Annotated in this window: 23 protein-coding genes; 3 read left to right on the top strand and 20 right to left on the bottom strand. The window is 36.4% G+C overall.

What is annotated here, in order from left to right; all coding sequences use genetic code 11:
• Positions 1 to 42 precede the first annotated feature (42 nt).
• The 10 genes from ACK4R1_RS04280 to ACK4R1_RS04235 form a co-directional block, all read right to left on the bottom strand.
• On the bottom strand, positions 43 to 447 hold the full coding sequence (locus ACK4R1_RS04280) for a DUF2059 domain-containing protein (RefSeq protein ID WP_409684015.1): 405 nt from the start codon (positions 445 to 447) through the stop codon (positions 43 to 45).
• Between the two features lie 32 nt (positions 448 to 479).
• Entirely contained in the window at positions 480 to 860 is a 381-nt protein-coding gene (locus tag ACK4R1_RS04275) for an energy transducer TonB (protein WP_409684013.1), read from the bottom strand.
• A gap of 9 nt (positions 861 to 869) precedes the next feature.
• Positions 870 to 1502: a 7-carboxy-7-deazaguanine synthase QueE gene (locus ACK4R1_RS04270; protein ID WP_409684011.1), complete on the bottom strand. Its 633-nt coding sequence runs from the start codon at positions 1500 to 1502 to the stop codon at positions 870 to 872.
• A 148-nt stretch (positions 1503 to 1650) separates the two neighbouring features.
• Positions 1651 to 3312, bottom strand: a complete 1662-nt coding sequence (locus ACK4R1_RS04265) for a tetratricopeptide repeat protein (protein ID WP_409684009.1) — start codon at positions 3310 to 3312, stop codon at positions 1651 to 1653.
• Positions 3313 to 3323: 11 nt separating this feature from the next.
• Positions 3324 to 4247 carry a PstS family phosphate ABC transporter substrate-binding protein gene (locus tag ACK4R1_RS04260; protein ID WP_409684007.1) on the bottom strand — a complete coding sequence of 308 codons (924 nt, stop codon included), beginning with the start codon at positions 4245 to 4247 and terminating at the stop codon, positions 3324 to 3326.
• Positions 4237 to 4479: a hypothetical protein gene (locus ACK4R1_RS04255; protein ID WP_409684005.1), complete on the bottom strand. Its 243-nt coding sequence runs from the start codon at positions 4477 to 4479 to the stop codon at positions 4237 to 4239. The genes ACK4R1_RS04260 and ACK4R1_RS04255 overlap by 11 nt, the downstream gene beginning before the upstream one ends.
• Entirely contained in the window at positions 4480 to 5268 is a 789-nt protein-coding gene (locus ACK4R1_RS04250) for an energy transducer TonB (RefSeq protein ID WP_409684003.1), read from the bottom strand.
• A gap of 31 nt (positions 5269 to 5299) precedes the next feature.
• Entirely contained in the window at positions 5300 to 5863 is a 564-nt protein-coding gene (locus ACK4R1_RS04245; RefSeq protein ID WP_409684001.1) for an ExbD/TolR family protein, read from the bottom strand.
• Between the two features lie 18 nt (positions 5864 to 5881).
• Positions 5882 to 6508 carry an ExbD/TolR family protein gene (locus tag ACK4R1_RS04240; protein WP_409683999.1) on the bottom strand — a complete coding sequence of 209 codons (627 nt, stop codon included), beginning with the start codon at positions 6506 to 6508 and terminating at the stop codon, positions 5882 to 5884.
• A gap of 45 nt (positions 6509 to 6553) precedes the next feature.
• Positions 6554 to 7375, bottom strand: coding sequence for a MotA/TolQ/ExbB proton channel family protein (locus ACK4R1_RS04235; RefSeq protein WP_409683998.1), 822 nt, complete (start codon positions 7373 to 7375; stop codon positions 6554 to 6556).
• A gap of 385 nt (positions 7376 to 7760) precedes the next feature.
• Between ACK4R1_RS04235 and ACK4R1_RS04230 the strand changes: the two genes are divergently transcribed.
• Genes ACK4R1_RS04230 through ACK4R1_RS04220 form a run of 3 tightly spaced genes read left to right on the top strand, consistent with a single transcriptional unit; the run spans position 7761 to position 10059 of the window.
• Complete coding sequence (locus tag ACK4R1_RS04230; protein ID WP_409683996.1) at positions 7761 to 9281, top strand: helicase HerA-like domain-containing protein; 1521 nt, start codon at positions 7761 to 7763, stop codon at positions 9279 to 9281.
• Entirely contained in the window at positions 9281 to 9649 is a 369-nt protein-coding gene (locus ACK4R1_RS04225; RefSeq protein ID WP_409683994.1) for a DMT family protein, read from the top strand. The genes ACK4R1_RS04230 and ACK4R1_RS04225 overlap by 1 nt, the downstream gene beginning before the upstream one ends.
• 44 nt (positions 9650 to 9693) lie before the next feature.
• Complete coding sequence (locus ACK4R1_RS04220) at positions 9694 to 10059, top strand: cupin domain-containing protein (RefSeq protein ID WP_409683992.1); 366 nt, start codon at positions 9694 to 9696, stop codon at positions 10057 to 10059.
• Positions 10060 to 10185: 126 nt separating this feature from the next.
• Here ACK4R1_RS04220 and ACK4R1_RS04215 read toward each other — a convergent pair whose 3' ends face one another.
• From ACK4R1_RS04215 to ACK4R1_RS04170, 10 genes are all read right to left on the bottom strand, one after another.
• Entirely contained in the window at positions 10186 to 11526 is a 1341-nt protein-coding gene (locus ACK4R1_RS04215) for an FAD-dependent oxidoreductase (protein ID WP_409683990.1), read from the bottom strand.
• Between the two features lie 135 nt (positions 11527 to 11661).
• Positions 11662 to 14049 carry a penicillin acylase family protein gene (locus tag ACK4R1_RS04210; protein WP_409683989.1) on the bottom strand — a complete coding sequence of 796 codons (2388 nt, stop codon included), beginning with the start codon at positions 14047 to 14049 and terminating at the stop codon, positions 11662 to 11664.
• A gap of 130 nt (positions 14050 to 14179) precedes the next feature.
• Positions 14180 to 15268, bottom strand: a complete 1089-nt coding sequence (locus ACK4R1_RS04205) for an agmatinase family protein (RefSeq protein WP_409683987.1) — start codon at positions 15266 to 15268, stop codon at positions 14180 to 14182.
• 164 nt (positions 15269 to 15432) lie between these two features.
• The gene (locus tag ACK4R1_RS04200; RefSeq protein WP_409683985.1) at positions 15433 to 17487 is read right to left on the bottom strand and encodes a T9SS type A sorting domain-containing protein; all 2055 of its coding nucleotides are present in this window, start codon (positions 17485 to 17487) and stop codon (positions 15433 to 15435) included.
• Between the two features lie 75 nt (positions 17488 to 17562).
• Complete coding sequence (gene kynU / locus ACK4R1_RS04195; protein ID WP_409683983.1) at positions 17563 to 18840, bottom strand: kynureninase; 1278 nt, start codon at positions 18838 to 18840, stop codon at positions 17563 to 17565.
• A 247-nt stretch (positions 18841 to 19087) separates the two neighbouring features.
• On the bottom strand, positions 19088 to 20137 hold the full coding sequence (queA, locus tag ACK4R1_RS04190; RefSeq protein ID WP_409683981.1) for a tRNA preQ1(34) S-adenosylmethionine ribosyltransferase-isomerase QueA: 1050 nt from the start codon (positions 20135 to 20137) through the stop codon (positions 19088 to 19090).
• Positions 20138 to 20290: 153 nt separating this feature from the next.
• Positions 20291 to 21541, bottom strand: coding sequence for a 3-phosphoshikimate 1-carboxyvinyltransferase (aroA, locus tag ACK4R1_RS04185; RefSeq protein ID WP_409683979.1), 1251 nt, complete (start codon positions 21539 to 21541; stop codon positions 20291 to 20293).
• Positions 21541 to 21867, bottom strand: coding sequence for a DMT family transporter (locus tag ACK4R1_RS04180; RefSeq protein ID WP_409683977.1), 327 nt, complete (start codon positions 21865 to 21867; stop codon positions 21541 to 21543). The genes aroA and ACK4R1_RS04180 overlap by 1 nt, the downstream gene beginning before the upstream one ends.
• Before the next feature lies 1 nt (position 21868).
• The gene (locus ACK4R1_RS04175; RefSeq protein ID WP_409683975.1) at positions 21869 to 22195 is read right to left on the bottom strand and encodes a nucleotide pyrophosphohydrolase; all 327 of its coding nucleotides are present in this window, start codon (positions 22193 to 22195) and stop codon (positions 21869 to 21871) included.
• 2 nt (positions 22196 to 22197) lie between these two features.
• Positions 22198 to 24204: a DUF3857 domain-containing protein gene (locus ACK4R1_RS04170; RefSeq protein ID WP_409683973.1), complete on the bottom strand. Its 2007-nt coding sequence runs from the start codon at positions 24202 to 24204 to the stop codon at positions 22198 to 22200.
• Between the last annotated feature and the right edge of the window lie 3 nt (positions 24205 to 24207).

Raw genomic sequence — 24207 nt, 5'->3', positions numbered from 1 at the left:
CAAACAGTGTTTGGGATTTTAACTTTATTTTATGCTGACAAATTACTGCATGTATTTCATTACTAGTGCTTGAATTTCTCCTTGTAAACCCATCATAGACTCTTGTGATTTTTGAGCAATAATCTCTGATCTTTCGGCCATTTTTTTCCCTACTGGGCTATTGTAAAAAGCCAACATAGCTTTGATGTCTTCTTTTGAGTATTCTTGCATGTAAATCTCAACTGTAGCATCATTTACTTTTTTCATTACAATATCAAACTCAACCACAAAAGCTGCTTGTTTGTCTTGAGGAATCATAGCAAGCACTTGCTTTTTAGCAGCATTCAATTGACCTGATGCACCGCTCTTTTCAATCACAGCAGCCACATCTTCTTTTGATGGTTTCTCTTGAGCAAAACCAAACTGTGACACTAATACAAATGCAACAGCGAATAATAATTTTTTCATGTTTTTGGATTTATTAATAATTTATAAAAATACTATTTTTTTCTAAATACCATTGGATATTTTATCTCAATACTTATTGGTTTTCCACCGCGTTTGGCCGGTTCCCATTTTGGACAGATTTTGAGCACTCTTATGAATTCTGTAGCTGATTCGACATCAAAAAATTCGATAATTTTAATATTTTTAACCGTTCCATCTTTATCAATAGTAAAAGCGCCAACCATCTTTCCGGCTTTGGTTACTTTTGAATAATCAAATTCTTTTCTAATGAATTTGGTAAACTCATCAATTCCGCCGCCATTGAACTTGGCTTCGATTAAATCTCCATTTAAATATACTTCATCTTCTCCGTCAATTTGAGAAAAACCTAACATTGGAAACAAAACAAACAGTAAAATTTTAACAACCTTCATAAATGAATTTTAAGGGATATTTAAATATTTATGAGTTTGCAATGACACTCTCCATTTTGGATTGTTCATTACATAATCTACAATTAACGGCGTCATTTCTTCTTTTTTACTCCATTCAGGTTGCAGAAAAAGAATCGCATTCGGATTTACTTTTGCGGCTTGTTCTTCTGCAAAAGTGAAATCATGTTTATTGTACACAATCACTTTCAATTCATTGGCAATGGCATAAGCATCGGCAACCGGTAATTTATTTTTCTTTGGTGACAGACAAAACCAATCCCAATTTCCTGAAACCGGATAAGCACCGGAAGTTTCAATATGTACTTTAAGATTTTTGTCTTTTAACTTTTGCGTTAATAAAGTCATGTCCCATGTTAAGGGTTCACCGCCGGTTACTACAACTGTATCAGCATATTTAGCAGCATTGTCAACTATTATATCGGTATTGGTTGGCGGATGTAATTCGGCATTCCAACTTTCTTTGACATCACACCAATGGCAACCTACATCGCAACCACCAATTCTTATAAAATATGCCGCAGTTCCGGTGTGATAGCCTTCGCCTTGAATGGTGTAAAACTCTTCCATCAGCGGAAGCATTTCCCCTTTTTCAACAGCCGATTGTGTTTCTTTTGATAACATTATTTAAAATATAGTTGGCAAAGATAATCAATTTGCTTCGCCAGTTCGCTTTGCTCGAGTGAAAATGAGTCCATTTGAAAATTTAAATGAAACCATAAAAAAACCGTCTCAATCAGATTGAGACGGTTTTAAAATTATGCTGTCCTTATTACTTCAATAACTTCAATGCTTCTAAGGCATATGAATTAGCCGGATCTAGCGCTAAAGTTTTGTTTAACAATTCTTTTGCTTTTGCTTTATCAGAATTTGCAAAATGTGAAGCCATACCATTGTATGATTCAATAAATTTTGCTTTGTTTTTAAGCACTTCTTCTTCTCCTTTGGCAGTAACTATATCCACATACTGTTGGTAGTATGTTGCCATCATTTCGTCATTCTCTAACAATCTGTTTGTTCTTGCTCTGAAAATATAAGCATCTGCTGTTGTCGGTGATGCGGTAATTACATTTCCAAAGGCAACATCTGCTTTTTGTAAAGCGATTGCATCCGGTTTGACAACTTCTTTGCGTGTATTGTCATAATATAATGAGTTCCCTAAGTAAAAGTTATCAATCAGATAATTTTTAGAAGTTGGATTAGTTACCGCAATTTCAAAAACAGCTGCTGCTGCAGTAAATGCTTTTTGATCGTATAATTTTTTTCCTAATTCATTCAACTCATTGGTTGCTAAAGGCTCCATAGCTACTGCTTTTTTGATGTCCTCAATAGCTGAAGCTAATAAAGTTGGGTCAACGGTTTTACCGTCTTCACTAGTACCTTTTTTAATTTTGGTCTGACCTAAATACAAATAATCGCGAGGAATAATCTTGTTCGACGGATTGGAGGTAAATTTTTGCAAAGCATCTAAAGCGGCATCAGCATTACCATTTTCATAAGCAGAATAACCTAAATATCTTAGAATTCTAGGATTAACTCCATCTAACTCCTTCATCTTGTTAGCTTCTACTTCCAAAGCTTTATAATCTTTGGCCAAGATTAAAAAGTCAGCATGACGCATACGAGAAGTCAATGAATAATCGGTTAAACTCATGTACTTTTCATAAAACCCTAATGCTTTCTGAATATTTTCTGTGTAAGTAGACGGAACGTTGTTTCCCCATAAATAATGAGTTTCAGCCAACTCTCTATACACCGGTCCATAATTTGAGTTGATGGCAATTACTTCATTGTAAGCTTTTACAGCTTCAGTGTATGCTTTAGCACCTTTAAGCAAAACACCCAATTGCATTTTAGCTCTGATTAAAGAACTATCAGCTTGGTAGGCATTTCGATAAGCAACATAAGCTTCGTTTTGTTTTTTATCACCATAGTAAGCATCACCTAAAGCTAATTGTACTTGAGCATCTGTTGGGTTGGCGGCAGCAGCTTTAGTCAAAACAGCGATAGCACTTGTATAATCAGGCTTGTCTGCATTCATGTAAGCGCGAGCGATATAAACATACTCTTCAGTATCTTTCTTCTTCAAATCTTTGGTTACCAAATTAAACTTGGCTTGTGCTGCAGCTTTATCATTAGCATCTAAGTCCATTTGGCCTAATCCGATATTGTTGAATTTAGCCCCATCACTAGCGTTTAATCCTTTTTGAAAGTAGATTGTTGCAGAGTCAGCAATATTTTGCTTCAGGTAAATATTACCCAAAAGAAAAGCGGCTTTGCCATTAGAAGGTTTGGTTTGTATAACGGATTTCAACAACGATTTTGCTTTCTCAAATTGTTCAGCATCAATAGCTTTCTTCGCTGGCTCTAAATCCTGTGCTTTCGCAACGGTTGTTGCTACTAACGCTAAGCTGAATATTTTAAACTTGTTCATCTTGCAATTTTTTAATTTTTATCTGTATTACTATTATTTTTAATCATGATTTTTCTGGTTGGAACACGTTCCGGAACTAATCCTGATTTTAAAATGATTCGTTGACCTCTTTCTCCACCAAGGAAAGAAGCAAACCCCATTCCCAATCCAGAATATCCTTGGCAGTTGATGACATACAAATGACGTGCCAAAGGATATTTACCTTGCGCTAGGTTGTCTTGCGTTGGAAACACATATTCTTTTGAATCTTTAGCTTTAACTCCTAGAACATTGACTTTATCAACTGCATCTTGAAGTTCTAAAGGAGGTTGAAAAATCCAATTCATCCCTATAACGCCTATCATTCCATTATTTTCGGCAACATACTTGATGACCTCTTCATTAGTTTTGAATGAAAACACATTTTTTTGATTGGTTACCGTAACTCCGGAAAGTTCAGAAATATATCTTACTGTACTCGAATTGGCATTGTCAAAAACTAATCCTTTTATATTTGCTACTGACTTACCATTTATAAAATCAATTACATCTTGTAACGGTATAATAGTATCATTAGCCGCTTTATTTTTAATAAAGGCAACTGCATCGGTTGCAAAAGGCGTAATTCTTGGCGTAATCTTTTTGCCTTCTAAAACCTTTAGTTCTTGGCTTGAAAGCTTTCTTGTGAGAATGGCAATTTTGGCTGTATCATTCAGTAATGAATTCAAAACTTCATTTTCGGATTGAGCAACCAAATGTAATTTGGCATTATACTGCGTTTCAAAAACAGCTTCTTCATCTTCAATTATCGGCAAAATAGATTCATCTACATAAATAGTGGCTTTGCCTTCTAATATGGTATCTATCTTTGTATCCGATTTCTTTTGACAAGAAAAAACAAACAGTAAAGTGAGCAAAAGAAAACCTGTAATTGTTTTAGTTATTTTATTCATCATCTAAATTATTCAAGCGCTTTACTTGAGTTATAAAACGGATAAAACCAAATAATATTATAAGGCAGCCTGCAATTATTTGAAGATTATTGGGCAAATTCAATTTTAATTTATCCCAAAAGAGTAAAAGCAATCCTAAGAAACAAAAAGCCATAAAATTCAATAAGCTAATAACGAGAAGAAATCGCTCTTTTAGCGATTTCTTCTTAAAATTTTCTATGATTTTTGAAATCATTTATTCGGCTGATTGAATAGAAATCGGTAAGGAATACAAAACCCTAACCTTTTTACCATTTTGTTCACCCGGATTCCATTTCGGACATGATTTCAACACTCTGATAGCTTCTTTACCGGTTCCGTATCCAATATCTCTGATTACTTTAATATCAGTTAATGAACCGTCTTTCTCAACAACGAAAGTTACGAATATCTTTCCTTTTAAACCATCTTCTTCAGGTACTTGGAAATTTTTTCCAATGAATTTGTAAAACTTCTCTAATCCACCAGGGAAATCAGGTTTAACCTCAATACCTGCTGTGTTGTAGATGTTGTTGTCTTCTTCTACCACACTTGGTCCTGTTCCAACAGGTTCCACTCTTAACTCTGCATCAGGGTCACCTTTAATGGTTTCTTTACCAAGATTTTTATCTTTAATCTCTTCCATCTTAGGTGGCTCTTCGACTATCTCTTCTGTCTTTGCCACAACCGGCTTCACAAACTTCACTTGATCCACTTTTGGAGGTGGAGGTGGAGGTGGTGGAAGATCTTTTGGTTGTTCTTCCTTAGGTGGTAATTTTATCGTTACAATTTTTTTATCTAATACCGCTTCATCATCCGAACTATCCGGGATTAAATCTGCTATCAATGGCGATGCTACTGCAAGACCAAAAATCAATGTTCCAATAAGCAGTGAACGTACAGTTGTTTTTGGATTCTCTTTACGCAATTCATAAGCACCATAGGCTTTGTTACGTCCCTCAAAAACGATGTCTATCCACTGTCTTTTAAATAAGTCTAATTTCATAATGTTACTTTTTAAAGATTAGCACAAGACATTACTTGTTCATTTCATCTACTAATTTTTGTTCTTCAGGAGTGATCTCATTTACAATAGCATAAGTAGGCACATTACAAATGGCCATCTCGTCTAAAATATCCACCAAGTTTCTGTAAGTTGATTTTTTTGAAGGTTTGATGATTACAATCATTCCTTTATCTTTATCCCCTGTAATTTGTGGTATCGAAGTTACTCTTTTCAAAATTTCTTTACGAATTCCATTTTTTCCATAAACAGCATCTGCTGGAGCTCCGCCTTGTTCAGGTGAGTCAAGCAAACCATGAAACCATTTGATTTTGTTGTCTTTACCCATGATAATAGTCATGGTTCTTCTCTGATCAACTTTAATATCTGTTTTATCTTCATTTGGCTTTTCTTTATCAGGCAAACCCAAATCCATAGATTGAGGTTTAGATAAAGAGGTGGTCAACATAAAGAAAGTGATCAACAAGAATGCCAAATCCACCATGGCGGTAAGATCCACTTTTGCGTTGGATTTTTTACTTCTTACCTTTTTACTGCCTTTTTTGCCACCGCCATCGCCGGTATTTAATTCAGCCATTTTATATTATTATTAAAATTAATAATCTTTTCCTCTTAAACCAGTAACTAAGTTAAAGCTATTGATTTTTTGGTCCTGTAAAATATCCATGATTTTTTTAATCTGTGGATATTCTTCTTTCGCATCGCCTTTGATAGCAAATTGCAACTCTTTATCAGCTACATCAATATTTGCTTGTCTTGCCGTATAAATCCAATCTTTCAATTGGTTATTGATAGAGTCATGTGGAATACCAGGTTGAATTCCTGGCTTTGCTCTATCTGCTGCTTTCATGGCCAATAATTGTTTCATCGCTTCAATCGGAACACCAAACTCATCTACTAGTGAGAATTGTTTAATTTCGTCCTCTGTGAAGGATAAATTATATTTTTGAGCCATTAACTCTAATGTTTTTATACGAACATCTCTTCCTTTAACCCCAAAGAACACTTGTTCTTGACCGTTACTTTTTCCAACTGTTAATGTGGCCAAATCCGTTTCCGGCAATTTGGTTTGTACAGTTGAAGAAGGCGTATCTACCGGTAATGGCTCTGGCGCCTTAGCCGTTGCCGTAAGGATAAAGAATGTAAGTAAAAGGAAAGCCACGTCACACATCGCCGTCATGTCGATGGATGTTGCTTTTTTGGACATTTTTACTTTAGCCATTATTTATTTGTTTTATTACAACAATTAGATTCTCTAATTACTGAATTATGATTTTAAACTTCCTCTGAATTTTCTGTATGTGTTTACGATAGTAGAACCAGCCTCATCAATAGAGTAAGTTAAAGTATCGATCTTAGAAGTAAAGAAGTTGTAAGTTACAATTGCTAAGGCAGAAGTAGAAATACCTGTTGCAGTATTAATTAAAGCCTCAGAGATACCGTTTGCTAATGCCGCTTGATCAGGCGAACCCGCTGTTGCTAATGCACCAAACGCTTTAATCATTCCAGTTACAGTTCCTAATAACCCTGCTAAAGTCCCTAATGCTACTAATGTTGACAAAATGGTCATGTTTTTCTCTAACATTGGCATTTCTAATGAAGTAGCCTCTTCAATTTCTTTGTGAATAGTTTCAGCAGCTTCTTCACTAGTGAATCCTTCTTTCTTAACTTCTTGGTATTTTACCAATGCTGCTTTGATTGAATTTGCAACAGAACCTTGTTGTTTGTCACAAGCACTGATAGCATCATCAATATTTCCAGCTTTAATACTATTTTGTACATTTCTCATAAAAGCATCTAAATTTCCTTTTCCGCCTGCTTTTGTGATAACAAAGAAACGCTCAATTGAAAACACAATTACCATCAAAAATAACCCCATCAAAACCGGCACTACCGCTCCTCCTTTATAAACCATTGCTAAATAGTTTCCTGGTATTGGATGACCTGTATTCACTCCGCCTTCAAAGTTAGCCCCATTACCCATTATAAACTGCCAGATTAACCATCCCACAAAAACACATGCTACAATGATGATTCCTGACATCATCCCTAAACCATTTGAACCCGATTCTTTTTTAACGTTTGCCATTTTTTTAAATTTTAAAAGTTTTAATAAATTATAAGTTTTAGTTGTTAATAAACTTGAATAGGAGCAAATTTAATTTTTTACTTCAAATAAAAAAACTTTTTTTAATTTTAATAACATATCGTTTTAATTACAGTTTTTGAGTTGTTTCCAACATTTAAAACCAATCGTTACCGTTTAAATAAAAATAAGTCTAATTTTCAAGCGCTTAATACGTATTTAAATGTATAACGTAAAAAGTATTGAAAATGTATTTTCAAAGAAAACTTTTTCAGTAATTTAAAATTAGAATATTTTTCCTCCAACATCAAAACAATTAACATTTCGTAAGTTTTAAAAAAATATATTATTTTGCCCTACCTTTATATTTAGATTTAAAAAACAGTAAATGGCAACAGCATCCGATTTTTCAAAACATATTAATGACGGTTACACATCAAAAGGCGAAAGCATCATTCTTGGTGGCGCCATTTTAAAAGGTGAAGCTTTAGCAGATACTTTTATTAAAGTACCTCTAAAAACCTTAAACAGACATGGCTTAATTGCAGGCGCTACCGGTACCGGAAAAACCAAAACCATACAAGTACTATCGGAACAATTGTCTTCTTTTGGGATTCCGGTTTTGATGATGGACATCAAAGGCGACTTTTCCGGTATTGCTAAAGAAGGTGAAGAAAAACCATTTATTACCGAACGACACGCCAAGATTAATCTACCCTATAAAACTGCAGGATTTCCGGTAGAATTGATGTCATTATCTCATCAAAATGGTGTTCGATTGCGCGCTACCGTTTCTGAATTCGGACCGGTGCTGTTTTCACGAATACTTAACTTAAATGACACCCAAACTGGAGTAGTTGCAGTTATTTTTAAATATTGTGATGACCACAAAATGCCTTTGTTGGATTTGAAAGACATGAAAAAAGTCATCAACTATATTACTGAAGAAGGCAAAGACGAAATCGAAGAACACTATGGTAAAATTTCGACCTCAACTACCGGGATTATTTTGCGTAAAATAATCGAATTGGAGCAACAAGGTGGTGATATTTTCTTTGGTGAATTGTCTTTCGAAATTGATGACTTAATGCGCATTGACGAAAACGGCAAAGGTTATATCAATATCATCCGCTTGACCGATATTCAAGATAAACCAAAATTATTCTCAACATTCATGTTGAGTTTATTGGCGGAAATCTACCAACAAATGCCTGAAAAAGGCGATGCTGACCAACCTGAATTGGTTATTTTTATTGATGAAGCACACTTAATTTTTGACCAAGCCAGTAATGCGTTGTTGAACCAAATTGAAACCATTATCAAACTCATTCGTTCCAAAGGAATAGGCGTTTATTTTGTAACTCAAAATCCAATGGATGTTCCGGCAAGTGTTTTGGCACAATTGGGATTAAAGATACAACATGCGCTTCGTGCTTTCACGGCCAAAGACAGACAAGCGATTAAACAAACCGCCGAGAACTATCCGCTTTCTGACTATTACAAAACAGACGAAGTATTGACTTCTCTGGGAATCGGAGAAGCACTAGTAACCGCATTAAATGAGAAAGGCATTCCGACACCTTTAGCAGCAACCATGATGCGAGCACCAATGAGCAGAATGGATGTTTTAACCGATAGCGAAATCGAACAAATCAACGCCAAATCGAAATTGGTTAGAAAATATTCAGAAGAAATAGATCGGGAAAGCGCTTATGAAATGCTAAGCAAAAAAATCGAAGTCGCCAACCAACAAGCCGAACAAGCGCAAGAAACCAAGCAAGAACAAAAAAGAAAAAGCAGCGAACCTAGTACAGCCGAAGTTATCGGTAAATCGGTAACAAAAGTGGTGACAAGTGCTACTTTTATTAGAGGTGTTTTTGGCATTCTAACTAAGCTGTTCAGAAAATAATGAAATCAGTTTTAACTATAAGTCTACTTGTACTGTCAAATGTCTTCATGACTTTGGCTTGGTATGGTCATCTAAAATTCAAAGAACTGAAATGGTTTGAAAATGCGGGATTAATCACTATCGTTTTAATCAGTTGGGGATTGGCTTTTTTTGAATATTGTTTTCAAGTTCCCGCGAATAAAATAGGGTTTGAAGGTAATGGCGGACCATTTTCGCTACTGCAATTAAAAGTCATACAAGAAGTCATCACGTTAGTAATCTTTGTGATTTTCTCCTTGCTGTTTTTCAAAAATGAAACCTTTCGTTGGAATCATGCCGTTGGTTTTTGCTTTTTGATTTTGGCCGTTTATTTTATATTTAAGAAATGAGAAATAGATAATAGAGAATAGATAATAGAAGAAAGATAGACTTTATGAAAAAATATTTTATACAAAAAGCTCCTTTTGTAGTGCCAACCACCGATGGTAAACTCATTGAAGAACACCACGGCAATGCTACGACCAATAATGTCGAAATTTCAATTGCTCACATGATTGCACCGCCAAAATGGTCAGAACCGTTTCAAACACCGGAGTTTGATGAATACACTTATATCATTTCAGGTAAAAAGCAATTTATCATTGAGGATGAAACCTTAATTCTTGAAGCCGGCCAATCGATTAAAATTGAGAAGAATACTCGAGTGCAATATTCCAATCCGTTTGACGAACCTTGTGAATATATTGCGATTTGTCAACCGGCGTTTGATTTTACCAAAGTACATCGGGAAGAAGATTAGCCCTAGCCCAGATAGCAGTGAAAATCCTTTTTATCTCGTTCTCAAAACGAGATAAAAAGATTGCAACGAATAGCTGGACACGAGCTCCAAAAGAGCGAACTGGCGAAGCAAATAGCTTCTAAAAAACTACTTCAATAAGGCTATAATTTTGTTTTCTACTTCCTGGCTATTCCAATTTTCCTCAATATTCGGCATTTGCATTACTTCTTCCATGATTTTGTTTTGGAAATCGCCTAAAGCCAACGCTTCTGAATAAGGATGTAGGCTAAAAGTCACTCGGCTGTACAAAGGCAGCCATTTATCGGGATGTTTGTCGGAGAACCACTTTTCGATTTTCTTTTGCAACAAGAAGTTTTCATCAGCGGTTTTAGTACTCATTTCGATAAAGTTTCGAAGAGATAATTCTGCAATAGCATCGGCATTCGGTTTTCGGGACTTTTCATATTCGGAGAAAATGGTTTTCCAATCGTCGCCATATTTTGACATCATTTCACTTAAAACCGTAATGTCTTCAAAACCCGCATTCATCCCTTGTCCGTAAAAAGGAACAATAGCATGTGACGCATCGCCAATCAAAGCGACTTTGTCTTCAAACGTCCAAGGATAACACTTCATCATCACCAAATAACTCGTTGGGTTTTTGAAAAAATCTTCCACCAAATCAGGAATTACTTCTTTCGTATCTGGGAAATATTCTGCGAAGAAATTCACCAAAGATTCTTTGTCTTTTAATTGTTCAAAAGAATTTTCGCCTTCGAATGGCATGAATAACGTACAAGTAAAACTGCCGTCTAAATTGGCCAAAGCCATCAACATGAAGTTCCCGCGAGGCCAAATATGTAAAGAGTTCTTATCGACTTTATGGGTTCCGTCGGCATTGGCTGGAATATGCAATTCTTTGTAACCAATTTTCATGAACTCTTGCGAGTAATCAAACATGCTTTGGCGTTGCATGCGGTGTCTAATTCTGGAGAAAGCACCATCGGCACCGAAAACTTTATCATATTTCAATTCTGTCCATTCGCCTCTTTCAGTTTCACCGATATGTAAAGTTGCATCTGCTAAAGTAACATCCCAAATTTTATGTTCAAAGAAAAACTCAACCCCTTCGGCTTCCGCCAAATCAATCATTCTGCGGTTTAAAACACCTCTGGACAACGAAAAAATAGCTTCACCGTCTTTGCCGTAAAATTGGTAATTAAGTTTGCCGTCTTTTAAATGAATGGCTCTTTTATCGACCGGAATTCCGATTTTGCGAATTTCATCGTCTAAACCAACATCTTCCATGGCTTTCCAACCACGGGTTGACATCACCAAATTAATGGAACGACCTGAGAATTCTACCGTTCTGATATCGGGACTACGATCGTAAACATGAACAGTATGTCCTTGTCTTTTGAGGTAAATTGCCAACAAGGTTCCGACTAGGCCTGAACCAACGACAGCAATTTTTTGAGGATTTTGCATTGAATTTTTATAAACGGTTTTGCAAATTTACTTTTTTTTAGAGAACTTTTTTAAACATTAAGAAGTTAAGTCAAATTAAGGCTTTCATTAAGCGAGTTCTTAATTTTATTAATGCAGTATCTTAACTCCTTAATGTTAATTTTTAGGTTTGAAAACCAATTTAGAGGAATTCGATTCAATTTCTTTCTTATTGAGTTTCATCTTTCTGAACTTTCCGTTTATAAAAAGTTCCGATTGGTCACTGTAATGTTTACTCATTGGATTTCCGGATTGTCCTGTTGGCAAAACACTTATGCTGTTTTCGATATCGGAAAAGTCAATAACACGTCGGGTTGATGGTCCGCCTTTGACCGGAATAATTGCCTCATCGGTGTAAATAAACAATTGGTTATCGATGACTTCATTGGAACCGGCTATTGGGAACGGTCCAACATTGAAAAATTGGCTGAACATTTTCACTTTACCGATTGGATGTTGGAATTCTACTTGGTGCACTTTGTTCCAGTTCCATTGTGAAATATCGCTTCCCAATTGATTTTCCAGAGATACAATAGCTTCTTTGAAAGATTTCGTAAGGATTTCTGATTGGGTTTCTTTTTTGTCTTTCGTATTGATATTGTCCCACCAAGGCGAATTGGCATTCTGAGTTTGGGATTCAATCATTTGTTTGACGATGTGTGTGCTCAATAATAATTTGAAATTGGCTGAACCGAATTCATCTTCTAAAGTCGATTTCAGATAGAAATAAAGCCATTTGTTATAAATGGTTGGCGCTATGTCTTCTAAATTATGTGTCGCTTTCCAAGTCTGCAAAACAGTTAGTGCCTCCTTTTCCTTTTTAGAAAGGTCTTCTGAATTTATGTTTTTGGTCATATTACCAACAATAGTTTGGGCTGTTGCCGAAGTGTTATCGACTATCATTTTAGAAACCTCTTCTTTGGTCCAATCGTTTTTCGGGTTTAACAAACCGTCAATTCTGGTGGCTCTGTCTTTGGGCAAATAATAACCCGGATACAAATAGCCATCGATTGGTGATGGCTGATTATTTGAACTGTAGACATAATGCCATGGTGGATTGATTGCCTGAGGATTTTTGGCGAAAGCCAGAAACGTTTTTTGATCATCGATACCATTCGCGCCGTTGAGAATGAAATTGGTATTGATACTTTTATCGACTTTGTATAATTTTCCAGAAGTTATCCATGCGATATTGCCTTTTGAATCTCCGTACATAATGTTCAAACCCGGTGCGTGAATCAACTCGATACTTTTATGGAAACTTTCTAAGTTTTTAGCGTGAGATAATTGGTAAACAGCCTCTAAAATTTGATTCTTTTGTTGCGTATAAATCCAATGCATTGCGACTGAATTATCAGTATTTAAGCCGTCTAACAAGCCTGTGATAATTGGTCCGTGACTACTGGTTTTGACATTTAGCTTGACATCGGAACTATCTTTGACTTTGATGTTTTTTTGTTTGTAAGTGTAGTTTTTATAGCCTTTCGGTGTTTTGTACTGCTTAGGATTGTTAGGATTTTCTTCTTCTTGAAAGAAATCGACATCATCGTTTTCAAACATAGTCAAGCCATAAGCGTAATCTCGATTGTGTCCCAATAATGGAAATGGCGTTCCTGCGATGTAATACCCATAAATCTCATAATCCGGACAAACGATGTGTGCTTCGTACCAAGTTCCGGGTTGCGAATACATGATGTGCGGGTCATTGGCCAAAATCACTTTGCCGCTTTTGGTTTTTTCGCCGCCAATTACCCAACTATTACTACCAATAAAAGCGGGAACCGGAGAAGCTTCAAGTAAACTCGCCACTGATTTAGAGATTTCGCTGTATTCTTTGTATTTGCCTTTGAAAGATTGTAATTGCTGGGTTCCTAATTCGCCATTGATTCCGAAATCTTTTAAATATTCCATTCCAAATCGGTCGCGAATGTCGGTTAACAATGGATCTGTTTTTTGTGCCATGGCAAAGCTAAACGACATGAACCCGAAGATATTATATATGTCTTTCAAGGTAAATTGCTCTTGGTCAATTCCGAGTAATTTAATTTCAATTGGCGTTGACCCATTTTCGATATATTGATTAATCCCATCGAGATAGGCTTTTGCCAAAATATAGGTTTGCGAGTTCTTGTCCAATTGAGCGACTGCTTTAGCTGAATTTTCATCGATACCGATTCCGGCAAAGAACTTATCGGTTTTTAAAGCTGCGCCTCCAAAAATTTCGGAAAGTCTTCCGGGAGCGATACGCCGCATCAATTCCATTTGCCACAAACGATCTTGTGCATGTACATAACCTAAAGTCGTCATTGCGTCTTTTTGATTTTTGGCATAAATATGTGGCACGCCAAAATCATCAAAGTAAACAGTGGTTTCTTTGTTGATATTGCTTAGTGTTAATTCGCCATCATATTTTGGTTTGGAATATTGTAAATAGCTTGCGCCAACGATAACAACAATAACCAGAAGTAATAAAAGGATGAGTAGGAATTTCTTAATGCGTTTCATGAAAGTAGTGATTGGATAACAAATATAAGTAATTACGAATTGTGAATTACGAATTACAAATCGGACGTTTTGTAATAAAAAAAACCCTCTCAAGAAATTGAAAGGGTTTTGTCTAAGCTATTTTAAATATTTACTGTCTCTTAAAATTGATTTTTTGTCCGACATTCAATTTGTTGTTTTTCGCTAGAACACCACACATGTGGAATAACATTCTGGCGCCGACATTGCCATCCCAATCGTCTGTTTCTCCCGGTGCGACTTCAACCAAATCGAAACCTATAATTTCTTTACCGCTTTCGGCTAATTTATTGAACAAGTAAGTGGCTTGTTCAAAGGAAAATCCACCCGGAACCGGAGTTCCTGTATTGGGACAATACCAAGGATACATACCATCAATATCAAAACTAATGCATACTTTTTGGGGTAAGGTTGCTATGATGGCTTCGCATTGTTGTGCCCAAGTTTTACCTTCAAAGGTTTCGGCTTTTAAATCGGCATCAGTATTGATTAAAACTCTGCCTTTTTCCGCTTTTACAACCTCAACTTCTTGCTCACAGAAATCTCGTATTCCGACTTGAACTATTTTTGAAATCTGAGGAAGTTGCAACGCGTTATACATGATAGAAGCATGCGAATAAGTAAAGCCTTCGTAAGCAATTCTTAAATCCATGTGCGCATCTAAATGCAAGATTCCGAAATCATCATGAATACTCGCCAACGCTTCGTAATAGCCTAAAGGTGTAGAATGATCACCGCCTAAAAGCGCTACTTTTTTACCTTGCTTCATCCAAAACAATACTTTTTCTTTTACCTCGGTATGCAAGTCGCGACACACTTTATTGATTGTATCCAAATCAGCCTGCAACGCCGGATAATTTTCGACTGCTTCACCGCTTTCGAGCAACTCGATTATCGGTTGGGCCAACTCTTTGTACTTATCTGAATTTTTCTTCCAATGACTTGGTGTTTCCTCTAAATAAATTCCGAGTTTCCACAACTCCGGAAAATCTTGGTGATTTAAATCCACTTGAAACGAAGCTTCTAATACCGCTTCCGGACCTTCAGAAGCGCCGGATCCGTAACTTACGGTTACTTCCCAAGGAACAGGAATAATAATAATTTCGCTTTGTTCGGCTGAAAAGGGTAATCCAAAAACTGTGGCATCGGCTAAACCCGGTTGGCTTGGATCAAAATTGGCTATAATCTGTTCTTTTGTCATTTTATCTTGAGGTTCTAAGAGACAAAGGTACTAAGGTTCTAAGGTTTTTGCAAGATTATGTTTAAAGCTGCTAAGTTACTAAATCACTAAGGCGCTAAGTCTTTTTTAAATAAAAAAACCACAACGATTACTCATTGTGGTTTGTAGTATTTTGAGTTAAAGATTTACTCTTTGATGAACTTGCGAGAAACTTTAGCTGTATTAAAAGTTACGGTATAAACTCCTGAGGCCAAATTGGAGACATCGATACTTTCTTCGTTTGAAGTAATCGCTTTTGTCATTACCACTTGACCTAAAACATTGCTAACCGTTACACTTTCGTTAGCCTCAAATTCTCCTTTTACCGTAATTTGGTTTGAAGCAGGATTTGGGTACATGATAAAATTATTTTTCACGTTTTCATTTATGTCAAGGAATGGCAAAATGGTAAGATTGAAAGTTCTTGTAATTGTTGAACCACTTGTTGCTACCATTGTTATGGTGTAAGTTCCCGGAGCTAAAACTGAACCAACAACCGGAGACTGAGTTAAAGCGGCATCACAGTTATTGGTGATTGGATTGGCTAATTCAGCATAACTTGGCAAAGTGTAAGTATTTGAAATGCCAGCCTGAACTGTTTGATTCGGAATAGGATTCATTCTCAAAGAAATGGATGGCATATTATAACCCGCTTCAAAGAATTTTTCGGTCATAAACGCTACATCGGCACAAGGATAATTCATATCCATAGCTGCTGTTCTAACGGCGATTGCAGCATTTTGTTGATTGGTGTTACTTGTGGTTAAATCTAAACCATTCAAGAAAGCTTTGTCTGTTTTCTCTCTTCCGATACCGTCCCAAATTTTCATTAAAACTGTGCCCCAAATTTGACCATCTGTATGAATTTGTCCTACTAATCCGCCGCTGTATGAAGCACCATAATCAGTGGTTCTTCCGTTCCAAAAAGGATTGTGACCATCCCAACCGAAAACCCAATTATAATGTGGTTGATTAGATGTCCATTGATTCAAACTTCTGCTGTAAGAAACTGCCCAGTAATCACCTGAACCTTCACTCAAACCATTTACTTGTGACAATCCGCCACCAGTAATCCAATCGTGTAGTCCGTGTCCTAATTCGTGTAAAACCACATCCGCATCTTCCGCATCATCAACACCACCTTCACCAAACTGTAATTGGCCATTTGAATAAAAAGAGTTATCAGCACTATTAGCACCATGAGGATCAAAGAAAACAACACCGGCATTTGCTGCTTGGTAAGGAACGCAAGGAATTCCTAAAGTTTCATTGATGTATCTCATACTTTTGTCAATATGATAAAAAGCATTCACCGCCTCAAATCCGTCTTCAAATCTTGTGAAATTAAACGTTGAAGATGATTGGGTAAAAAGACCTTTGTTGGGCGCACCCAACTCTTTAATCTCAGCATAATTACTTTTGAGTTTATAAACTCCACCGGTTAAATCAATTTGTGGTAATATTACTGAAACTCTGGCGTTGTTCAACTGCGTTGTTGCTGCATCATTCCCGTCAACATAACCTGTTGCTCCGTAAGCAACTCCGGCTTGAGAAAGCGGATCAGGATTAAATACCAATCCACTACCGGAAACAAAAGCTAAAGGCGCCATTGATACCGGAGGATCACTCTCTTCCTTGTTGTGTTTGTGTTTGTTGTAATAGTAGGCAATATCGTTTGTGCTTAAAACCTCTCCGGTTTGAGCGTCCACAATAGTTTCCCAACTTCCTGCTTTAGAGAATGCATCGGTTACTACTCTGTAAACCAATTTGGTTCCTCCTAATTTATCATAAACTACTAATTTACTTTCTTGGAAAGTGATATCTCCCGAAACTTCTAATGCTTGATTAGAAATCGCAATAGCATTTTCTTTTGTAATGGAAGGCGTTGTATTGATGTTAGCAATGGTAGGCTTGTAAGTTGAAGCCGTACTTGTTACTTCACCGTAAGGAGAAAAATGCACCAATATTTCTGAATCAAATACCGGAACACCATTTTTCAATTGTTGGAAACGAAGTGTTTCTCCGGCTTGTGTTTTTCTAACAAATCGGAGTGAAAAAGTATCGTCAGGATTGATTTGCAACTCTTTTTCATTGGCTTTTATCCACAATCTTGCTTCGGCTTCTTTCTCAGAAACTTGTGCAATACTTGAGGTTAAAAAAGCAAAAAAAGCAAAAATGGCAAAGTATAATTTTGTTTTCATTTTTAGTTCCCGGGTTGGTGGTTTTTAATTAATAATATATTACAAATCAACGAATTGTTTTTCAGAAAACCAATATTATTTGGTTAAAATTCCGCGTTTTAAGATTTGTCCGAATTCATACATGTCTTCATAAGAACAGTAAAAAGGAGCTGGTGCTAACCTGATTACATTCGGTTCACGCCAATCGGTAATTACGCCATTTTTCATTAAATAGTCAAATAAACTTCTGCCTTGACCGTGAAGAAAAACTGAAAGCTGACAAGCCCTTTCTTCTTGGTTATTGGGTGTGATAATTTCAAATTCGGTTCCGTCGATGTCTTTGTCTATTTCGTGAAGGATGAATTCTAAGTAAGCTGTTAGTTGGTTTCGTTTTTTAATTAGCTTTTCCATACCAACTTCGGCAAACATTTCGGCTGAAGCCAAATAAGGCGCTAAAGACAAAATCGGTAAGTTGCTCACTTGCCAGCCATCGGCACCGTGAACCGGATCAAACTGTGGTTCCATTTTGAAACGACGTTCTTTATTATGTCCCCACCAACCGGCAAAACGAGGCAAATCGGCATGATGGTGTTTTTCGTGTACAAAACAACCCGAGGCATTCCCCGGTCCGGAATTCATGTATTTGTAACTGCACCAAGCGGCGAAATCTACGTTCCAGTCGTGTAATTTTAATTCGATGTTACCGGCGGCGTGTGCTAGATCGAAACCAACTATGGCTCCGACTTTGTGACCGGCTTCGGTGATGGCTTTCATGTCGAAAACTTGTCCGGTATAATAATTTACGCCACCGATTAGAACCAATGCCAGCTCATCGCCTACTTCATTAATTTTGGCTAAAACATCTTCTAAACGGATGTTGTGTTCGCCTTCTCTGCGTTTGATTTCTACAATCGCTTCTTCGCTTTTGTAGCCTCTAAAGTTGACTTGACTTTGGAACATGTATTGGTCAGACGGAAAGGCTTTCTCTTCGCAAATGATTTTATAGCGAGTGGTCGTTGGATTGTAAAATGACACCATTAACAAGTGTAAATTCACCGTCAACGTATTCATTACTGTGATTTCGGAAGGCTTTGCGCCTACGATTTCGCTTAACGGATTGGCGAATCTTTCGTGGTAATCCCACCAAGGTTTTTCGGCATAGAAATGGCCTTCTACAGCGAGATTTCCCCAATCGTTCATTACGTCATCAACGTATTTTTTGGTTCTTTTTGGTTGTAAGCCTAAAGAGTTTCCGGTGAAATAAATCACGTTTTTGCCATTGTGTTGCGGGAAAATGAACTCGTTTCGGAAGTGTTGCAATTCATCTTGCGAATCTAGTTGTTGTGCAAATTCGCGGGTATTTTGAAAAGTCATGGTTGTAGTTTAGTTTGGCGTAAAAGTATTGAAAAAAAATTATTTCACCGAGATACACAGAGAAAGAAAGAGATGCACAGCGTTTAAAAACCAAATATTATTTTGTGCTGACGATTGTAGCTAGCCCTGATCGTAATGGAAATAAAAAAAGCTTTCTCCCGAAGTTTCGGGATGAAAGCTTTTTTTATTGTATTGGAGAGCAGGAAAACGGATGGCAAGAATGCCCGTATCTTTGCGCTCCTGAAAATTAGATGATTAACATTGCATCGCCATAAGAGTAGAAACGGTATTTTTCTTTAATGGCTTCTTCATAGGCTTTTTTCATTAAATCGTGACCGCAGAATGCTGAAACCATCATCAATAACGTTGATTTTGGTGTATGGAAATTAGTGACCATACAATCGGCTATGCTGAAATCGTAAGGTGGAAAAATGAACTTATTAGTCCAGCCAACATACGGATTTAAGGTTCTTGCGGAGGAAACTGAACTTTCGATGGCTCTCATAGAAGTAGTTCCGATGCAACAAATTTTTCTTTTTTTCTCTTTAGCGTTGTTGACAATATCGCATGCTTCTTGAGAAATGATTAGTTCTTCAGAATCCATTTTGTGTTTAGACAAATCTTCTACTTCTACCGGATTGAACGTTCCTAAACCAACGTGTAACGTTACTTCTGCAAAGTCGATTCCTTTGATTTCTAATCTTTTCAAAAGGTGTTTCGAGAAGTGCAAACCGGCTGTTGGTGCGGCAACTGCTCCTTCTTCTTTGGCATAAATGGTTTGGTAACGCTCGGCATCGTCTTCGTTTACTTCGCGGTTGATGTATTTTGGGATTGGCGTTTCACCAAGTTCCGTTAATTTTTTTCTGAATTCGGTGTATGAACCGTCGTAAAGGAAACGCAAAGTTCTTCCACGAGAAGTTGTATTGTCAATAACTTCTGCTACTAATGAATCGTCATCTCCGAAATATAATTTATTTCCAATTCTTATTTTACGTGCCGGATCTACTAAAACATCCCAAAGGCGTTGTTCTGCATTGAGTTCTCTTAATAAGAAAACTTCGATACGTGCGCCGGTTTTTTCTTTGTTACCGTACATACGTGCCGGAAAAACTTTGGTATTGTTTAAAATCATCACATCGCCATCGTCGAAATAATCGATGATGTCTTTGAATAATTTATGCTCAATAGTTTTGGTTTTTCGGTTTACGACCATCAATCTTGATTCGTCGCGGTTTTCTACAGGAAATTCAGCTAGTAATTCGTTGGGTAAATTGAATTGAAAGTGAGATAATTTCATTTGAAATAGTTATGGGTTATAAGCTATAAATTATGAATTGTCATAATTTTAACTGACTGCAAATATACTATCGTGAGATAGGCGTTGTCAAGTAAAAAGCGGTTTATTTTTATAAAAGGTTCTGAGGTGCTAAGTTACTTAGGTTCTAAGGTTTTATTTCGATTCTGAAATGGCGAATCCGATGCTTTTTAAATCTTCCCAAAAAGTTGGATAGGATTTGGAAACGACTTCGGCTTCTTCTATCACTATCAGAACTTTTAGTGCCAATGGTGCAAAAGCCATCGCCATTCGGTGATCTTGGTAAGTTTTGATGGCTACGTTTTCATTTATGTTTGCAGAAGGTTCTAAAGTTAGGCTATCATTAGTGACCGAAACCATTGCGCCGAGTTTGGTCAGTTCAGCTTTTAAAGCTTCGAGTCTGTCGGTTTCTTTTATTTTAAGTGTATGCAAACCGGTTAAATGACAACCAATTCCTAAGCCGACGCAAGTTACTGCAATAGTTTGGGCGATGTCGGGCGAGGAATTTAATTGACAATTGATAATTGATAATTGACAATTATAAGCCTTTCTCAAAACTATTGTATTGTTTTCAAAAACTGTTTCTACTCCAAAGTTTTGATAAATTTCGACCAAAGCGCTGTCGCCTTGCAGACTGTTTTGTTTGTAGCTTGATAAAGTGATTTCGGTTCCGATTTGGGATAAGGCTATTATTGAGTAAAAATAGGAAGCAGATGACCAATCAGATTCGACGGTTAGGAGTTGGGAGTTGGGAGTTGGGAGTTTGGGGTTGACTTTTATAGTATTTCCAACAAATGAGGTTTCTACTCCGATTTCGTTGAGCAACGCCAAGGTCATTTTTATGTAAGGAACTGAAGTGATTTCGCCTTCTAAGGTTAGTTCGATTCCGTTTTCTAATTTGGGCGCGATTAGTAATAGTGCCGAAATATATTGGCTACTAACATTAGCAGAAAGTGAAACTTTAGATTGGGTTAGTTTTTTTCCTTTGATTTTTATTGGCGGAAACCCTTCTTTTTCTTCGTAAGTGATTTCGGCACCGAGTTGTTTTAAAGCTTCAACTAAAATTTGAATCGGGCGTTCTTTCATTCGGCTTGAACCGGTTAAAACAATTTCACTATTTTCTTTTATGGCGAAATAAGCAGTTAGAAATCGCATGGCGGTTCCGGCGTGGTGAACGTCTATTAGTTGGGAGTTGGGAGTTGGAAGTTGGGAGTTTTGAAGTGCTTTTGCCATAACCTCTGAATCGTCTGAATTGGAAGTGTTTTCCAAGGTAAGATTTGGATATAAAGCTTGAAGTAACAACAAACGGTTTGTTTCCGATTTAGAACCGGTAATTTTGAGGACAGATTGTTGATTAACGTTTGAAGGCTTTAAAAGTAAATTCATTATTTAGAAACAATTTTCAATCCGACTATGGAGAGAATTAAGGTTGAAATAAAGAATACGCGCCAAAAAGTAGCCGGTTCTTTGAATACGAAAATGCCAACCAAAACGCTACCGACAGCTCCAATTCCGGTCCAAACGGCATAAGCAGTTCCGATGGGTAATTCTTTGGTGGCTTTTACTAATAAAAACATGCTGATGGTAAGGCAAACTAAAAATCCGCCATACCAATACAGTGATGTGGTTCCCGAAGTTTCTTTGGCTTTGCCTAAACATGTGGCGAAACCTACTTCAAACAATCCGGCGATAATTAGTAAAATCCAGCTCAATTTATTTTAGTTTTTCGTTGTTTTGATGTCTGTCGTGATCGCGATTGGTTTTTAAATCCAATTTTTTATCAAAAGCGGCTTGCAAATCGATTCCGGTTTGATTGGCCAAGCACAAGACTACAAAAACCACATCGGCCAATTCTTCACCGAGGTCTTTATTTTTATCGCTTTCTTTTTCGGATTGTTCTCCGTAACGACGAGCAATGATTCGAGCTACTTCACCAACTTCTTCGGTGAGTTGTGCCATGTTGGTTAATTCGTTGAAGTAACGAACGCCGTGGTTTTTAATCCAATTATCTACTTCTTGTTGGGCGTTTTTGATGTCCATTTTTACACTTTCTTTAAAACGATTTTCTCCGTTTGCTTGTTGATCATTTCTTTGTAGAAATTTTTCAAGGCTTCGTAATATTCTGAACCTATGATGGCTTGGTTGATATCTAAGGTATACATTATTTGGATTTGATTGCCATTATTACTGATGTTATACTTAAAATTCGCAAGATCTTCGGGCATGCCAACAGCTTTAGTTTGGGGAAGATTGTCTATGGTATATCCATCCGGAATGGATAAGCTGATAATGTATTTATCTTGATTTGGGTATACAAAATCTATCGGATATTCTCTTTTTTCTTGTTTAAATGGATTCTCTGTCATGGCAAAAAATAAGAATGGCGATATGTACATTTTATCTCCAATTATCTCAACTGAATTGGTGGATGTGAAGGAATAATTTTCTACAATTGGTTTTGATAAATCGTTACTATTTTGGACCTCATAGTCATCGATTTCTAATCCTTGGTATCTTTTTTCCAGTTTTTCGATATAACTGTCTTTTGAAATTCCGTTGTTTTTTACTCTAAAAACAAATGCATTATAATCAAAATATTGGTCTCTTATTTTTCCTGTTACGTTACCATCTGTACCAATTGTTGCCATGACATTTATGATATCTTTAGAATTGGATTTTGGCATTAAATTAATTTGAGCTGAACTTCCGTTCTTTCTGATGATTCTTCCGAACCAATTCAAATCACGAATGGGTAAAATATTGGGTAAAGAATATTTATTAGTAGCGTCTAACAAAACTACTTGATTATTCAATTCAACCCCGGATATCACATAATCAAAAGCGGTTCTTGAAGGGAAAAGCGAAACCCCGTTTGAACGAGTACTAATTAAAATTGGATTGGCGTCTATACCGGCATATCGCAACATTGAGGTCAACATTAAATTGATTTCAGCGGCATTCCCTTTTTTCTCCTGATAGGCTTTTTTAACACCGTCATTACAACTATAACCGTGCATCTCATTCCAATTCATTCTTGATTTTACAAAACTAAACACTACTGCTAATCGTTCATCAGGATTGGTAATTCCGTTTAAAGCAGTATCAATATCTTTCTCAAAATAACCTGTTTTATTTAATTCAGGTCCGAAATAGTCATTATCATAAATACTTTTAACTACAGTTTCCCAATCGGTCGTAAGGTTTTTAATCGGTTCATTCGGATACTTAATTGAAGCCAATTCATATTTTACACCGGCAGTATAATTCTTAATGTTATTCACGTAAGATTCATCATTAAGGGCGGGTATGTTTTGCAACACAAATATTGTTTTATTTTCCGCATAGGAAAATTCATTTGAAGAATACGATGTTGATACCGCACGACCGTTAGTTACTCTTTCTTTTGAGGTTATGTTGTGGGTTTTGGTTGTCCTGTCTTTACTAACAACTGGGGTTAAAAAACCGCTATTCATAACATTATAATTATAGAATTCCGGTATAATGGTTTTTAATTCTGAATAAACCACCGGAATAGAACTTTGAAAAAACCATTCGTCAATTGAATTTAATCGTTCCGATTCTAACTCGGCTTGGTATTCAATAATTGACCCTTCTTTTACATTGGGTAATGTTATTTTCTTTCTTGACCAGAACTCATTTACTTTTTCTTCGAACTCACCATCACTTTTTAATTTAGATTTTTCAATTTTACCATTAACTAAATTATAGGTTACGGCATTTGAAAAATTCAGTTTATCTCGACCATTACTACCTGTATAATAACCAATACTGTGATTCGCCCATTCGTAACCTTCTTTTTTATAAATTTTAATCTTGATTTTAAAAGTTTTTATTAATGTGAAACCGTTTGTTTCGGAATAATTAAACTTGACATCGCAATTTTTTATTAAAAAAGAAGCTACTGCTGACGTATCTAAAGCTGATTTTTTTTCTGTTAATTCTTCGATGGTGACTTTTCCTAATTCTTTCTTTTGAGAGAAGGAAAATCCACTCACTAATATCAAAAGGGCAATAAATAATTTTTTCATAAT

The organism is Flavobacterium sp., assembly GCF_046293665.1.
Classification (GTDB): domain Bacteria; phylum Bacteroidota; class Bacteroidia; order Flavobacteriales; family Flavobacteriaceae; genus Flavobacterium.
This window is presented reverse-complemented; position numbering and strand designations above follow the sequence as displayed.